Origin of the sequence: Mesorhizobium sp. B4-1-4 (assembly GCF_006439395.2) — a bacterium.
Lineage (GTDB): Bacteria > Pseudomonadota > Alphaproteobacteria > Rhizobiales > Rhizobiaceae > Mesorhizobium.
Genome location: NZ_CP083950.1, coordinates 331,063 through 346,818, shown reverse-complemented (window position 1 = coordinate 346,818; position 15,756 = coordinate 331,063). Strand labels below are relative to the sequence as shown.

Genomic DNA, 15,756 nt, shown 5'->3' with positions numbered 1-15,756 from the left:
ACATGATCGACAGACGCGAATTCGTCGTTGCCCTGGGCGCTACGGGGTTGCTTGCGGCTTGCCAGAGCGGCCCGCCGAAACCATCGGTTATCTCGGTCAACGTGACCGGCGGCGCCGGTATGAATCCAGGACCGGGCGGCGGCGACCGGCCGGTGACGGTTCTGGTGATGCGGCTTGCCAGCACCGGCAAGTTCAACTCGGCTGACTATTTCGCGCTGCAGGGCAACGCGAGTTCGGCGCTCGGGGCCGACCTCCTCGGCTCCGACACGATCTCGGTCGCGCCGGGCAAGACGGCGGCCAAGACCATAACGGTCGAACCGAACGCAGCGGCCCTCGGCTTCGTGGCCCTGATCCGCGAGCCTGGCGGACGCAACTGGCGCACGACCAAGTCTGTGTCGCCGGGGTCGAAATTCACCATCAACGTCAGCCTCGGCAAGGGCGGCATTTCCGCCTAGCGACAAAGCAGCAGATGGTTGCGTGCAGAGAGTAGCGGCATGAGCGATGCAAACAGGGTGCTGTGGTCGGAGGGCCTGTTTCTCAGGACCCAGCATTTCCAGCAGCAGGATCGGTTCTTCGAGGGCATGGTGCGCGGCGCATTGCAGGCCGGCCAGCTCCATACTTTCGGCTTCCAGCAACTGACCCTCGACCAATCGCTGCTCGACGCCGGCCAGGTCTCGATCGTGTCCGCCCGTGGCATTTTCCCGGACGGCACGCCTTTCTCCATCCCCGAACTGATGGATGCACCGAAGCCGCTGCCGGTCACGGCCGATACCGGTGCCGGTCCGGTGTTGATCGCACTGCCGCTCGAGCCGCCCGGTGGCGTCGGATTCGACCCGGCGCATGCGGCATCGACGGGCGCGCGCTACCACGGCAAGATCGTTTCGGTGCGCGACGCCGTCCAGAGCCGCGCCGATCCGGAAGAGATCGAGATCGCCCGACCGCAAGCGGCCCTGATCGCGCCCGGCAAATCGGTCGGCGGTTACACCGCCTTGCCGATCGCCGACATAAAAGGTGTGCGCGCCGACGGCGGCGTCTCGCTCGATGAGACGTTCCTGCCGCCGACGCTGATCACCGGCGCGGTCCACTGGTACCGGCAATTGCTGCAGGAGGTCGTCACCGGCCTCGACCAGATCGCCGAAGCGCATGGCAAGATGGTGATGGGCGGCGCCGGCCGCAGCGTCGAAGACCTTTTGATGCTACACCTCGCCAATGCCGCTCGCCCAAGGCTTGCCCATATGCTTGCCCAGGATGTCTTTCATCCGGCCGAACTCTATCTCGAACTTGCCGGACTCGCCGGCGAGATGGCAACCTACGGCTCGAGTTCGCGGCGGCTCGGCGAACTGCCGGCCTATGACCACATGGCACCTGGCCCCTCCTATATGGCGCTGGCGGACGCCTTGCGTTCGCTCATCCTCAGCCTGCGCTACATCGAGCCGAAATCGCGCGCGCTGCCGGTGATGCGGCACGCGACCAATGTCTGGAAAGTGCGCATCGACAACCCGAAGCTTTTGGTCGCCAGCCGCATCGTCATCCGTGTCGGATCGGAACTGTCCGAAGACGCGCTGCGCAAGATCTTCGTCAACCAGGCGACAGTCGGCGCCGCCGATCAGTTCGAAGGGCTCTGGAAGTCCCGCCTGCCGGGCATTCCGCTGAAGCCGCTTCATTCTCAGCCCCGCGAGATTCCCTATGATGGCGACCGGCTGTGCCTGGAACTGGATCAGAAAAGCGAGCATTGGGCCTCGTTGCTCGACGCCCCCGGCTTCGTCATTGGCGTTTCCGGTGTCCTGCCGAGCGAGCCGCAGGTCGACTGCTATTCAGTGAACAGGTGAGGCCATGAGCCGGGATGATCCTTTCGGACTGTCGGAGGATCGAGAGCGCACACGCATCAGGCTGTCGGGCGCCGCGCCACGGCCGATGGCGCCGCTGGTACCGGGCGCGCCGGTCAAAAGGTCGCGCGCTCATCCCAACACACTCATCAACATCTTCGCGCCATTGCTCGAATTCGCGCCCGAACTCGAAAGCGCGCTGGCGCCGGAGAACCCGGAAGTGATGCGGACGCGCCTGCTCGACGAGTTGGTTCAGGCGCGCGACGCCGCGATGGCCGCGGGCTCCTCGCTGGAGCGCGCGGACCAGGCGGCCTGGGCCGTGGCGGCGTTGCTCGACGACCTCGCGCTCAACACACCCTGGGGCGGCGCCAGCGCCTGGCCGCGCCAGCCGCTGGTGGTCATGCTGCGCGGCGACGTCGATGCCGGCACCCAGTTTTTCACCCGCCTTGACGAGTTGGAGCGTCATCCGAACCGCGACCGCGAGATGCTGGAGCTTCAATACTACTGTCTGGCGCTCGGCTTCCGCGGCAAGTATCGGGTGCCGGGCCGCGCCGGTGACCGCTCGCTCAATGCCGTGCGTGTGGCAGCCGCGCGCTTCCTGCGCAATGCGGACGCCGAGGACGCGCCGCTGTCGCCAAACTGGAAAGGCGTGATCGCTTCAGACGAGCCGCAGCGCTTCATCGTTCCGATCTGGGTGATGCCGCTTGCCGCGGCTGTCGTCGCCGCCGCCGCTTATATCGGTCTGTCGATGGGCTTGAGCGGCCAGGCGGTCGAACTCTCCGCGCTCGTGCGCACGCTGCCGCCGGCCTCACGTAGCGACGTCACCCGCGCCGCACCCAAGCAGGATGCTCCCGAACCTGAACCGCCACAGCCGGTCGATTTCGCGCTGCTGCCCGAGTTCAAGGCCAAAGCGCCGGCGAACCTCAAGGGCGCGCTCAGCGGCACCGAGAGCGTCTCGCTGGCCAAGCTGATCATCCAGTCCTCCAACCCCGAGCTCTTCCAATCCTCGCGGCCGACACTGTCCCAAGGCTATGAGCCGCTGATCGAGTCGATCGCCAAGGTGATCCTCGCCAATCAGGAGCTGATTGGAAACATCACGATCGTCGGTCATACCGACAATGTGCGCCTGCAACGGTCCAATCCGCTCGCGAGCAACCAGCGGCTCTCGGAGGCACGTGCCCAAACCATAGCGGACCTCCTGGTGCAGGCGGGAGTGCCACAGGAGCGCGTCCATTCCGAAGGCCGCGCCGACGCCGAGCCGGTGACCGACAACTCGACGCGCGAGGGCCGCGCGCTCAACCGGCGCGTCGAAGTCCTGGTCGAGAAGAGGCTCTGAGATGTTCATCCTCCGCTTCCTCTGGGCGGTCATCACCTCGCGTTTTCTCTGGACGCTGATCGGCATTGCGCTGCTTTCGCTTTTGATCTGGATATTCGGCCCGATCGTGCAGGTCGGGCGGTACGCGCCATTCGAATCCGACAATGTGCGCATTGCCATCATCGCCGGGCTGATCATCCTGTGGCTGATCTGGCTGATCGTCGCGCAACGGCGCGCGATCCGCGCTAACCGCATGTTCGTCGCCGAGATCGCGGCACCCGTGGCCGAAAAGCGGCTTACCCCCGGCGAGGAGAGTGTCGCGGCCGTCGGCGCCAAGTTCGGCGAGGTGATGGCCGAGCTCAAGCGGCGCAAGCTCGGCGGACGGAAATTCCTGCGCGAAATGCCGTGGTATGTGATCGTCGGGCCTCCTGCCACCGGCAAGACCACGGCATTGCGCCAATCGGGCCTCAACTTCCCGATCGACCTCACCGATGATCTGCAAGGCGTCGGCGGAACACGCAATTGCGACTGGTTCTTCTCCGAGAACGCGGTGCTGATCGACACCGCCGGCCGCTACGTCCAGCAGGAAAGCCAGCCGGACGTCGACGCCGCGGAATGGCTGGGCTTCTTGGACCTTTTGAAGAAGCACCGGGGTCGCCGCGCGCTCAACGGCGTCATTGTAGCGCTGTCGATCGATGCGCTCTCGGAGGGCGACGAGGCGATCAAGGCGCACGGCCGCAAGATCCGCCGCCGGCTGGCGGAGCTGAACGATCGGCTGGAAATTCGTCTTCCTGTCTACCTGATGCTGACGAAGGCCGACCTGATCAAAGGGTTCGAAGCCTTTTTCGGCGGCCTGTCGACGACCGCGCGCGAGCAGGTATGGGGAACCACTTTCCCGCTCGATGCCCGCGTCAATGCCGGCACGATCCAGACGGAGCTCGCCAGGCTTGCCACCGAGCTGGAGCGGCGGCTGGTGCCCCGGCTGGAAGACGAGGACAAGCTCGGATCGCGTGCCGAGATCTTCCGCTTTCCGGCGCAGCTGGCGAGCCTCTCCGAGCCGATCCAGGTGCTGGTCGAGGCGATGTTCGGCGAAAGCCGCTATGAGGAAGCCGCCTGGCTGCGCGGCCTCTATCTGACGTCGGCGACGCAGGAAGGCGCGCCCATCGACCGCCTGACCGCGGCGTTGTCGTCCTCCTTCGGCCTGCCGCCGCGCCGTGCCCTGCCGACGGCGCGCGTCGAGAAACGCAGCTTCTTCCTCAGGAACCTCCTCACCGAAGTGATCTTCAAGGAGGCTGGCCTCGGTACATACGATCCGCTGGCGCAGCGTCGCCGCGCCTGGATCTGGCGTGGCGCTGCCGCCGCCTGTGCGCTCGCGGCTCTGCTGGCCGGCGGACTGTTCACCTGGTCTTACCTCGACAACCGCAATGCGATCGCCGAACAGGCCGGCCAGTTCGAAGCCCTGCAGGGGCCGCTCACCGACGTAGCCGCCATGCCGGCCGCGGTCGAGCAGCCGACCATGGATGGCGCGCTGGCGGCGATGGACGCAGTGACGACGGCTCGAACGCGGCCACCGGACGCCGTCCATAACCTGCTCGGCCCGACCGCTTCGGCGGAGCTGGTGCGCGCACAGACCGATACCTACGACCATGCGCTGCGCAATGTGCTCGAGCCGCATATGGTCGCCCTGCTCGAGGCCACGATGTGGCGGCAAATCCGCGATCCGGATTTCATGCTCGGCGCGCTGAAGACCTACCGGATGATGACCGGCCTGTCGCAGATGGACACCGATTTCGCCCAGAACTGGTGGGTAAACAGCCTGCCGCAATTCGCGGCGGCTCCGCCCTTCCCCACTGCCGACGCCGAAGAGCATCAGCTCGCCGCTATCCGCCGCATGGCCGTCGACGACAGCTACATCGCCCCGGATAAGCAACTGGTCGCGGAGGCACTGAAGACTGTATGCACGATCTCGCTGCCGGAGCGCGCCTACAAGCAGCTGCTGGCGGACCCGGAAGTGGCAGCCCTCAAGGAATGGGTGCCGGCCAATTTTGCTGGGCCGAACGGCGCCAAAGTGTTCGCGCGCCGCTCCGACAAGACGTTGCGCGTCGGCGTTCCTGGCCCCTATACCTATGCGGGCTTCCACGACGCGATCCTCGACCGGGTCGAGGATGTTGCGGGACAGGCTGCGCTCGATCGCGCGGTCTTTGCCGGCGGCTGCTCGGAGAATTCGGAGACCTCGGTTTCGGCGCTCTCCGAGGACATCTTGAAGCTCTACTATGACGACTATATCGCCCAATGGGACTCTTTCCTGCGCGACATGCGGCTTGCGCCGCTTACCGATCTCAACATCGCCAGTGAGAACCTCAAGGATCTTTCAAGCGCCGATTCCGCGCTGAAGCGGCTGCTGACGGCGGTGGTGCAGGAGACCGACCTCACCCGCTCCGACGACACGTCGGCCGACAAAGGTGGCGCTGCCGTCACGACCGGCTCGAAGCTGCTCAGCAAACTCGGCAAGCTGGGCAAGGTCGTGACCACAGGGGCGAAGCTGCTGCCGCGCGCCGGTTCCGCCAGTCAGGTGGACATGACCGGCAGCCTCGTTGCCGAGCATTTCAAGCCGCTCAAAGGCACCATCGCCCAGGTCGACGGCCAGCCGCCGGCGCTCGACGCCGCCGTTGTGGCGCTGACGGCGCTGTCGAATGTGCTGCAGACAGTGACTGCCAATCCCAACCCGCAGGATGCGATCAAGAAGCAGGGCGGCCTTGCCGAACTGACCGGCGCGGTCGCCAGGCAGGCGCAGATCCTGCCTTCGCCGATTAATGACTGGCTGGGCGGCATTGCCGGCGACACCAGCGGCCTCTCGCAGAAGGCCGTAACCAACGAGCTCAACGCCATCTGGCGGGCCGACATACTCCCCTTCTGCCAGGCGGCGCTGAACAACCGTTATCCATTCAGCCCGGACAGTGCGGTCGACGTCAATGTGCGCGACTTTCAACGTCTGTTCGGACCGACCGGCATGATCGATGCCTTCACCAACGACCATCTGATCAACTATGTCGACACCGCCAGCGAGCCATGGAAGTGGCGGGCCGATTTCGGCCTCGATCCCGCGGCGCTCGCCGCGTTCGAGCAGGCGAGGCATATCCGCGACGACCTGTTTCCCGGCGGCACCGGCCCGGTGATGAACTTTACGCTGGAGCCCAAGGACCTCTCACCCAATGTGGCGCGGGTCACGCTCAACCTTGATGGCCAGAACCTCGTCTACTACAACAACGCGACCAGGCCGCAGCCGATGACGTGGCCCGGTAAGGATGGCACCGGGGTGATCTCGCTCGCCTTCCAGCCGGTCGACGGCTCGCCAGAGGTGATGCTCAACGAGACCGGCAGCTGGGCGTGGCTCAGAATGCTGCGCGGCGGCCGCTTCGCCGCGACCAAGCTCACCGACGTCTACAGCCTGCGGCTCGGCACGAAGGGAATGTGGGCCGATTTCGAACTCAAGGCCGCCAGCGTCGAGAACCCATACACGCTCGAAATGTTCAAGAAGTTCACATGTCCGCCGCAGATCTGATAGTGCCCGGCTTCTACGGCAAGATGCCCGCCACCGGCGATTTCGTGACCCGGCGGCTGCCTGGAGACTTCGTGCGCACATGGGACCGCTGGCTGGCCCAGCACATCGTGCCGTTGTTCGAGCTCGAAGCCTGGCCCCAGAGCATGGCGTTGCGCTTCCTGGCTGGCCCCACCACCTTCGGCGCCTCGGCCGGCATCGTGCTGCGGAGCGCTGACAGGGTCGGAAGGCGGTTTCCGTTGAGCATCGTGGCGCAGCTCGCCGGAACTCCCCTTCAGCTGGCCTACGCCGATACATGGTTCGACAGCATCGAGGACGCTGCCTTCGCCGCACAACGCGGCGAGATGACGCCCGACGAACTGGACGCCGCGCTTGTCGCCCTGCCGGTGCCATGCGTCGAGCAGAATGGCGACGTCGTTGACGACCTGGTCGTTTGGACAGCGCGTTCGGATATTTTCGATGTCGATCCGCAGGCGCCTCAACCGACCCTGGAGCAGATCTTCGCCGCGAACTGGGAGACCAGTTGATGCAGATCTGGAACCAGATGGGCTATCCGCATCAGTTCACCATGGGCATGGACAAGGCCGGCCATGAGTGGATTGTCATTGTGGTGAAAGGCACGTTCGATTTTCCGGCGAAGCCTGGCGGCCTGGTGCAGAAATCGGCGCAGCAGGTCCCGCTCGTCATGGCCGATACGCAGACCGGCGCGCCCGGCTATTCGGCGACGCTCTGGGAGACTGATTTCGCCTTCCGCAAACCGCGCTGCGACGTGATCGCCAACGGTTGCGCCTATGCGCCGGGAGGACGTCCGGCGGAGCGCGTGCCGGTCGGCATCAAGGTAGGCAACTGGTCGAAGCTGTTCGAGGTTGTCGGCCATCGCGAGTGGCGTTCGATTGGGCCGGTCTTCACCGCAACCGCGCCGCAGCCCTTCCTGAAACTGCCGATCTCCTACGACGTCGCGTGGGGTGGCGTCGACCGGCTGGACCCGGAAGACAAGCTTCCCGCCAGCTACAAGTACAATCCCGTCGGCACGGGCTGGTCGCGCTCGAAGAACCAGCGTTTCGTTCCGGGCCTGCGGTTGCCGAACACCCAGGCCGTCGGCGAAGAGATCCGCTCGCCGTTCGGCGAGTACAAGCCGATGAGCTTCGGGCCAATGGGCCGGGGCTGGCCGGGCCGCATCGAATATGGCGGCACCTACGATCAGAACTGGATCGACAACGTTTTTCCCTTCCTGCCCCAGGATTTCGACGAACGCTATTTCCAGATGGCGCCGCCCGACCAGCAGATCGACCATCCAAGAGGCGGGGAGGAGGTGGTGCTCGTGAATTTGACTCCAGAGGGACGTGTTGGCTTCCGGCTGCCCTCGACAGCACTGCCGATCACCTTGTTCAAGGGCAACGAGAAGTCGTTGGAGGCGAGCATTCACCCGGACACTATCCTGCTCGATCCCGAGAACCGTCGATTCTCGCTCGTGTGGCGTGTTTCGCAGCGCATCCAGAAGACTATCCTCGATTTCTCGGAATGTTGGGTCGGTCCGCCGACGGAGTCGATGCTGCGTGCCCGTGCAACCGGCAGGGACTATGTCCGAAGCGAGGGAGCCGCGTCCGAGGAGGTGGAAGACGCATGAGTACGAGGCTCGACATAGCCTCTGTCGGCATGGTGACGGCCGTCGGTCTCGATGCACCCTCGGCCTGCGCTGCAATGCGTGCGCGCCTCGACGGCTTCCAAGAGACGAGATTCGTCGGCTCGGGAACCGATCTGCTGATCGGCGCGCCCGTGCCGCTGCCACGGGACTGGATCGGCGAAAAACGTATGGCGCACCTGGCCGCAGCCGCGATCTGCGAGGCGTTCGAGACTATCCCTCAGGCGCGTGGCCAGACCGCGCTCATCCTTTGCCTCGCCGAGGAAGATCGCCCGGGCCGTCCGGCCGGCGATAGCGTGCGCCTGCTCCGCAATGTTTCGGAGATTACCGAAATCGAACCCAACATGCGCTCACGTATTGTCGCGCATGGCCGGACTTCCGGACACATAGCACTTGATCAGGCGCGCAGGATGATCGCTTCGGGTGAGGTTCCCTATGTGATGATCGCGGGCGTAGACAGCTATCTGACGGCGCCTGCCATCGCTTATTATCTCGGCGAAAATCGCCTGCTTGCCGCTGACAATCCGAATGGCTTCATTCCAGGCGAGGCTGCAGCCGCCGTTCTATGCACGGGCTCGCGTGGCGACGGCCTCCGCCTCTTCGGACTGGGTTTGGCGCGTGAATCCGCAACGATCTACAATGCCGAGGATCTGCCGCTGCGTGCCGACGGCATGACGTCCGCTTACAGCGCTGCATTCAAGGAAACCGGCATCGAGATGAACCGGCTTGGCTACCGCATCGCCGATCTCATCGGCGAACAATATTGGTTCAAACAGAGCGCCCTGGCGAGCCTGAGGTTGCTACGCGGCCGTCACGATTTTCAGGACATCTGGTCGCCCGGCGAATCCCTCGGCAATGTCGGCGCGGCCGTGGTCCCGCTGATGATCGGCATGGCCTGGATGGCGGCCCGCAAGGGATACGCCGCCGGCAATCCAGTGCTGATCGAAGCGTCGAACGATGCCGGTGCCTGCGGGGCGGCAATCCTCGCCGCGAGGGCAGCCTGATGACTGTCTACGCGAACGGTCTCGAAGTTGCCTGCAAGGCACAGGCCAACAAGGTGATCGCCGCCTTTCCGGACGTCTGCTTCACGCCGCCCGAAAACCCCGCGACGCCGCCGGGCGTCCCCATTCCCTATCCCTCGTTCGGACTTGATTCCGATACCGACAACGGCACCGGCACCGTCAAGATCGGTGGCGAGACCATTACCCAGAAGAATAAGTCGTACTACACCAAGACCAGCGGCACAGAGGCCGGATGCGCCGCCAAGAAAGGCGTGATCACTTCGGTCAATACCGGCAAGGAATATGCTGTCGCCTGGTCGAGCGACGTGAAAGCCGATGGCGAACCCGTCAGCCGCATGACTGACCTGTCGACCAACAATCATGCTTCTCCGACCGGCAACGCACCGCCTTGGCCAAAGATCGGAAAATTGAAGGTCGGCAAGCAGTCCTGCGCGTCAATTCTGGCAAAGCTCGGCATGAAGGTGCACCGCTACGGCGACGCCAGCAAGGAATGCTCGTCCAATCAGCAATCGGACCACATCCTGCAGAATGCCTGTTTCCAGAATTCGCGCGGCGGCCAGGCCATCAGCACGACGCCGAGCTATACGATGAACGATGCGCCCTGCGTCTGCCTCCAAGACGCCACCGATCCCAACACCGAGCATGGCCGCAAAACAGCCGCCCAAGGCGAATGGGCAAAGGCACAGCGCGCGAAAGGCACGAACCCAAGCTACGAGGAAGTTCGGGAAGCCAATATGGAGGCCATGAAAAAGGCCAAGAACATCCCGGATGGACCACGAGGCAAGGAGCACCCCGCCATCGAATGCCTGAGGATGATTTGCGACATTCACTTCAAGGAGATGATGAGCGGACCGGAGAAAAAAAAAGACAGCACCGAGGCGCGTGCACCAGCAACCGGCAAGTTCAAACCAACCCCATCGAGCACGGTTCGCAGACGCTAGGAGAGATAACATGGCTGATTATAGCGTAACGGTAAATGGCACGGTTGCAGCGGATGACGGGACCATTTTCTCCGCCGTCGCGTATTACGACGGAGAGAGTTTTTACTCATTCGTCATTTCGGAATCCGACGTGGCCAGCGACGACAATCAGACTGAACGAATTTACGAAAAACCATGTTGGTTCACCGACATATGGCGCTCCGGTTCCGGTCGTCTCTATGTGTGCGACGACAACGGCATTGTGCATTCGGGCTCGGGGAGCGAATGGACGTCAAGCCAAGTTTCGCCTCGCCACTTGAATACCGTCTGGGGCTTCGACGACAACACCGTCTACGCCGGGGGATCGGAGGGGGTTGTCTATCGCTGGGATGGCGCACGCTGGGCCGCCGTTAGCCCCGCGCTCGGCAACACCATTCTTTGCATTGCAGGGTCGTCGCCGAGTGACCTTTATGTATCCGGCGAAGGAGCGCTTTTCTGGCACTATGACGGCAGGCAGTGGACTCAAATCCAGTTGCCGACCAACGCGATCCTGGTTGGACTGCTGGGATTGTCGTCGACGGATGTCCTGGTCTCAGGCAGCGCAGGGACCCTGTTTCGCGGGGCGGGCCTTGCCTGGACCGACGTCTCGCAACGCGGTCGGGATTTCTACAAAATGGCATTTTACCGGAAGACAATCCACATTGCCGGCGGCGGACAGGGGGTGTTCACGTTCGACGGGGCAACGGTTTCCAACCTGAAAGACGGTTTTCCCGTCTACCGTCTTTCGTCGAACGGCTCGTATCTAACGGTGGCCGGCGGGAACTCAGCCATAAGATATGACGGCTCGGAATGGGTCGGGCCTGACTACACCTGACGGCCTGAGACGGCCGGCGTGTCTGGGTTGGGCTTCGCAGCCAGATAAGCCCGCACCCTTCTGAGGTCGAGATCGGCAATGCGCAACGCCTCTTTGATCGACAGCATGCGCATGACGAATAATTCCCCGGCTTCGGGATATTCGGCGTAGCGCTCGCTCGCGATCTCGATGCCGACCTCGCCAGCCACTCGCAATCCGTCAAGATGTGCTTCCAAACGCTCGACGAGTCGGGCAAGCCGCTCCTCATCCATGTCCGGATTCTTGCCGGGGTTGAGCAGGTTGTAGTCGTAGACAGTCCAGAGGAACGCAGCCATCTCAGCGTGTTGGCGGACAATCTCGCGAAGAACGGGCGCTGGCATCAGTTCAGATTGACCGAGCCACCGCGGAGGCGGTTGGTGGCACTTGCGTGGCTGGTCACATAGGTGCCGCGGATGGTGATGTGCCCATCCTTTTCCATGATGATCGTAGCTTTGCCGCACCGCAGCTCAAGACGTTCATTCGCAGTGATCCTCATTTTCTCACCGTCTCTGATGACGTGGGGAACATTTGGCCGGTGCGCGGGATCGATGATGCGCCCGACAATCAACGGTCGACCGGGATCTCCATCCTGGAACAACAGCGCCACCTCCGCGCCGATCATGTCCGACGTGAGCTCAGTGAGGCTGCGCGCGGCCGCTGCTGTTTCTCGAGGGTTTCCCGGGAAGACGACAAGGGGCGCGTCCTCGCCGAAGCCCAGGAATATGCCAATCACCACGCCTTCAATTCGCTCTACGATCTTTGTCATCGAGGCCCCTCAGTTCTGCTTTATCTCCGAGCCTTTCATGGTGATGTCGCTCGATGCCTTCACATTGATCTTACCCGACCCATTGACGGTAATATCCTTGCCGGAAATGTTGATCGTGCCGTCCTTCTTCATAGCGATCGCAGCCGAGCCACATGTAATTGTGATGGCATCGCCAGCTTCAATGATCAGGGTCTTGCCGACCTTTATGGCTCCGTCCTCGCCGACCTCTACCAGACTGCCTTTGGCTATTTTCAACGCCCGCGAACCGCCGACATCGGTCGCATCGTCCTCGGCGATCTTGGCGTCCCGTCCCTTGCCGATCTGGGAGGCATGCGCTCCACCTATGTTGAAGCTCTGGTTTGCGCCAACATCGACCGATTGGTTTGCCCCCACCGTCCAGCTGTCCGACGTGCCAATGCTGTGGCTCTGTCCCGCACCGACGGTCACGCTCCGCGAGGCCCCGATCGTGTTCGTCTGCACCGCTCCGACACTTCGCGTCTCGGAAGCCCCCACCGTGTCGACGCGCGCGGCACCCACCGTGATGGTCTGGACGATCGCCACGGTCTGCGAATGACTGGAGTCAATGTTTTCCGTCGAATTGCCAACGACATGGATGGTCTCGTTGGCGCCGACGGTCAGCGAGCGGTTCGCGCCCACCGTCTCGGTGTCATTGCTGCCGATATGAGTGGTCTGATCGACGCCGACCTTGACGGTCTTGTTGTTGCCGACGTCCTCGTCAAGATTGTGGCCCACGGAATGCTTGGCGTCGTGATCGATGCGATCGGACTGGTCGTGCTGCACCGTCTTGTTACGGTCGTGCTTGATCAGCAGATGGTGGTCCTTCTGAGCCTGGAAATTGACCAGTTCGGAACCAGCCTTGTCCTCGAACATCAGCTCGTTGTAGCCGCCGCCGCCTTTCGAGGAATTGGACTTCCAGCCAGATTGCGTCGCGTTGCCCGGCAGCGCGTAAGGCGGCATCTCGGCGGCGTTGTACACGCGGCCGGTGATGATCGGCAGGTCCGGATCGCCCTCGATGAAATCGACGATGACCTCCTGGCCGATGCGCGGGATCTGGATGAAGCCCCAGCCGCTGCCGGCCCAGGTCTGCGACACGCGCACGAAACAGGACGAGTTCTGGTCCTTCTTGCCGAGGCGGTCCCAATGGAACTGCACCTTCACTCGGGCATATTTGTCGGTGAAAATCTCCTCGCCCGAAGGACCTACCACCGTCGCGGTCTGCGGGCCACGCATGATCGGTCGCGGTGTAATGCGCGCTGGCCGGTAAGGCAATTTGGTGGGCGCAACGCCGAGCACCACCTTGAAATTCTCGCTATGGGCCTCATTCTGCGTCCGGTAACCCGGATCGAACAGCCGGTATTCGGCGCTGACCACCAGATATTCCTGGTTCTGGTCGTCGCGCGGAAAACTTTCCAGCGTGAATTTGCAGCCGGAAAAGAGGCCGCGCACAGTGCCAACCGCTGTGCTGTGCTGGTGAACGGCCTGCAGTTCCTCACGCCGGATGCCGGCGATCGTGTCGCCGCGCCCGACATCCAGATGCGCTCCGGGCTGCCGATAGTTCTCGCCAGAAGCCTCCTTGTGGCTGAAGGGTTGGGAGGACTTCGCCATCAGGTCGGCGCCGGGCTTCTCGAAGTCATAATCCGTATGAGCGTAGGCGCCCGGACGCACCGCACTGCCTGGAATCCATTCGGTGATGTATTCGACATCGCGTCGCGAGCCATGGCCCTCGAAATTGTAAAGCACCTTCTCGTAGCCTGGCGCTGGCTTCAGCTTGTTCATCGCGTCGCACAGCACGAGCGTGTGCTTGCCCTCATCATGCTCGAAGAAATAGAAGATGCCTTCGTGTTCGAACAATCGCTGCACGAAATCGAGGTCGCTCTCGTCATATTGGACACAGTATTCGCGCGACGGATAGGAACCCTGCAGTCGCTTCTCGAATTTTGCGATGCCGTATTTCGCAAAGATCTTTTCGACGATCTCGACAGCGGTCATGTTCTGGAAAATGCGGCAGTCGGTGGTGTTGCCGAGGAACCAGAGCCATGGCCTGACGCTGGCCTCGTAATAGGCCAACCGATCCTCTATGCGCGTTAGCTTGAAATCCGACACCAGGCCGCTGAACCAGCGCTTTGGATCGGATTCACCTTCGACGGAAACGACGCCGCCCAGCATCTTCAGCGGATCGACGTCACGGCTCTTGCTGACGAACCCGACGGTATAGGCGAAACATCGGCTGATCTCGTCACGACCGACGAGATGAGTAAAGGTCAGCACGTCGGCGTCGACGGGCGTCTGTACAACCGTGGCACGTTCGTTCGGCATGGGTCGTGCCCCTCCTCGACGCGGCCAGTGTGATGGATTGAAGCCCCGCCCTCACGTTCGGAAGGTTTTCGAATTCACCGCATCGGATCGCTGCAAGCGTAGCATATGTTTGATGAAGGCCAAATAAGAGCAAGGGCTAAACCATGGCGTGCGTTCATGTGAAACGCACCTGTCCCACTGCGCTGGCAAGCTGCTAGAATGTCTAGGATTCAGGATTGTCAGTGGTTTCGAATGTTCATTTCGCTCCAGATCAGCAATGTTGACAAGGTGCCGCCAGGCATCGCGACGAGCTACGGCGCCCGCGACCGCAGCTTCGAAATCGGGCGCGAAAATTGCGACTGGACGCTGTCCGACCCCGACAAGTTCATCTCGGGCCGGCATTGCGAAGTCCGCTACCAGGCGGGCTCGTTCTGGCTTCTTGACGTCTCGCGCAACGGCACTTTCGTCAACGGCTCCAGCCAGCGCATGAATGCGCCGCACCGGCTAACCCAAGGCGACCGGCTGCTGATCGGCCGTTATATCATCGTCGTTTCCTTTGACCAAGAGAGCGTTACTACCGGTCGTCCACAAGCCAGGACCGGTTCGACGCAGCACGAGTTGCCATCGTCGACGGGAAGACAGCTTGAACCCGGCGGTGTGCAATTCCCCAATCCGGCGCAGCAGCGCCCCGTCGAGGCAGCGCCGCTGTCGACGTCTCCGGCACTGCAGCCCAGCCCGGCTGTCGCTGCCATGCAGCCAGTGGAAGCGGACGGGATACTTCGCGAAATCGCCAAGGCAGCCGGCTTATCGCCGGAGTTATTGCAGTCGCGTAACCCGCATGACGTCGCCGCCGAGATCGGCTCGGTGTTGAGAACGACCGTCGAGCAACTGTCCTTGCTGCTCAAGGCGCGCGCGGCGGCCAAGGTGCTCGCCAAAAGCGCGAACCGCACGATGATCGGCGCCGAGGACAACAACCCGCTGAAATTCGTTCCGGGCACCGATGACATATTGGAGATCATGTTTGCCAAGCGCCGGGCCGGCTATCTCGATGCCAGGCATAGCATCGAGGACGCGTTCCGCGACCTGAAGACCCACGAAATCGCGACCTACGCCGCCATGCAGGCCGCGCTCTCGAGATTGCTCGACGACCTGTCGCCGGAGGCGACCGCCAAAAGAATCCCGCCGGCGTCCTTTTCATCCAGGAAAAGCCAAGCCTGGGATGCGCTCGTCGCAACGTGGCGGACGATGGAGGACAAGCACGAAAACGGCATGCTGGATGTCTTCCTTGCCTATTTCGCCGACGCCTACGCCAAGGCTGGCAAGCAGAAATAGCCATGCTCGGCAAAAGTCGCGAACACGGCTCTTACAGGCTGTGCGACCGGCCTCGTGGGAAATCCGCTTCTTTGGTCATCCTGCTTTCCGATTTCAATCAGCTTGCTGTGCGACTAGGATAGCACGTGGGAGCTTGCCTGGCTGGCAAAGCGGCGTGGCTTGGAGC

The 15,756-nt window shown here is 62.8% G+C and carries 13 protein-coding genes; 10 read left to right on the top strand and 3 right to left on the bottom strand.

Features of this window, described 5'->3' with window-relative positions:
• Positions 1–2: 2 nt before the first annotated feature.
• The 9 genes from tssJ to FJW03_RS01500 are packed head-to-tail and all read left to right on the top strand — an operon-like array spanning position 3 to position 11,158.
• On the top strand, positions 3–455 hold the full coding sequence (tssJ, locus tag FJW03_RS01540; RefSeq protein ID WP_140763854.1) for a type VI secretion system lipoprotein TssJ: 453 nt from the start codon (positions 3–5) through the stop codon (positions 453–455).
• Between the two features lie 39 nt (positions 456–494).
• Positions 495–1,829 (top strand): type VI secretion system baseplate subunit TssK, encoded by a 1,335-nt coding sequence (tssK, locus tag FJW03_RS01535; RefSeq protein ID WP_140763851.1) that lies wholly within the window; start codon positions 495–497, stop codon positions 1,827–1,829.
• 4 nt (positions 1,830–1,833) lie between these two features.
• On the top strand, positions 1,834–3,162 hold the full coding sequence (tssL, locus tag FJW03_RS01530; RefSeq protein ID WP_140763848.1) for a type VI secretion system protein TssL, long form: 1,329 nt from the start codon (positions 1,834–1,836) through the stop codon (positions 3,160–3,162).
• Position 3,163: 1 nt separating this feature from the next.
• Positions 3,164–6,703 (top strand): type VI secretion system membrane subunit TssM, encoded by a 3,540-nt coding sequence (gene tssM, locus FJW03_RS01525; RefSeq protein ID WP_140763845.1) that lies wholly within the window; start codon positions 3,164–3,166, stop codon positions 6,701–6,703.
• A gap of 2 nt (positions 6,704–6,705) precedes the next feature.
• Positions 6,706–7,227, top strand: coding sequence for a type VI secretion system-associated protein TagF (tagF, locus tag FJW03_RS01520; protein ID WP_226890553.1), 522 nt, complete (start codon positions 6,706–6,708; stop codon positions 7,225–7,227).
• Complete coding sequence (locus FJW03_RS01515; RefSeq protein ID WP_140690757.1) at positions 7,227–8,327, top strand: DUF2169 domain-containing protein; 1,101 nt, start codon at positions 7,227–7,229, stop codon at positions 8,325–8,327. The genes tagF and FJW03_RS01515 overlap by 1 nt, the downstream gene beginning before the upstream one ends.
• Positions 8,324–9,346, top strand: coding sequence for a 3-oxoacyl-ACP synthase (locus tag FJW03_RS01510; protein ID WP_140690759.1), 1,023 nt, complete (start codon positions 8,324–8,326; stop codon positions 9,344–9,346). Before FJW03_RS01515 ends, FJW03_RS01510 begins: the two co-directional genes overlap by 4 nt.
• The gene (locus tag FJW03_RS01505) at positions 9,346–10,305 is read left to right on the top strand and encodes a DUF4150 domain-containing protein (RefSeq protein ID WP_226890552.1); all 960 of its coding nucleotides are present in this window, start codon (positions 9,346–9,348) and stop codon (positions 10,303–10,305) included. Before FJW03_RS01510 ends, FJW03_RS01505 begins: the two co-directional genes overlap by 1 nt.
• A 10-nt stretch (positions 10,306–10,315) precedes the next feature.
• Complete coding sequence (locus FJW03_RS01500) at positions 10,316–11,158, top strand: WD40/YVTN/BNR-like repeat-containing protein (RefSeq protein WP_140763842.1); 843 nt, start codon at positions 10,316–10,318, stop codon at positions 11,156–11,158.
• On the opposite strand, the gene FJW03_RS01495 is transcribed toward FJW03_RS01500, so the two are convergent.
• Genes FJW03_RS01495 through tssI form a run of 3 tightly spaced genes read right to left on the bottom strand, consistent with a single transcriptional unit; the run spans position 11,149 to position 14,279 of the window.
• Entirely contained in the window at positions 11,149–11,517 is a 369-nt protein-coding gene (locus FJW03_RS01495) for a hypothetical protein (RefSeq protein WP_140763839.1), read from the bottom strand. The two genes, FJW03_RS01500 and FJW03_RS01495, sit on opposite strands and share 10 nt — an antisense overlap.
• Entirely contained in the window at positions 11,517–11,942 is a 426-nt protein-coding gene (locus FJW03_RS01490; RefSeq protein ID WP_140763836.1) for a DUF6484 domain-containing protein, read from the bottom strand. The genes FJW03_RS01495 and FJW03_RS01490 overlap by 1 nt, the downstream gene beginning before the upstream one ends.
• A 9-nt stretch (positions 11,943–11,951) precedes the next feature.
• The gene (gene tssI, locus FJW03_RS01485; RefSeq protein ID WP_140763833.1) at positions 11,952–14,279 is read right to left on the bottom strand and encodes a type VI secretion system tip protein VgrG; all 2,328 of its coding nucleotides are present in this window, start codon (positions 14,277–14,279) and stop codon (positions 11,952–11,954) included.
• A gap of 231 nt (positions 14,280–14,510) precedes the next feature.
• On the opposite strand from tssI, the gene tagH reads away from it, so the two are divergent.
• Positions 14,511–15,590, top strand: a complete 1,080-nt coding sequence (tagH, locus tag FJW03_RS01480; protein ID WP_140763829.1) for a type VI secretion system-associated FHA domain protein TagH — start codon at positions 14,511–14,513, stop codon at positions 15,588–15,590.
• The last annotated feature ends 166 nt before the right edge of the window (positions 15,591–15,756 follow it).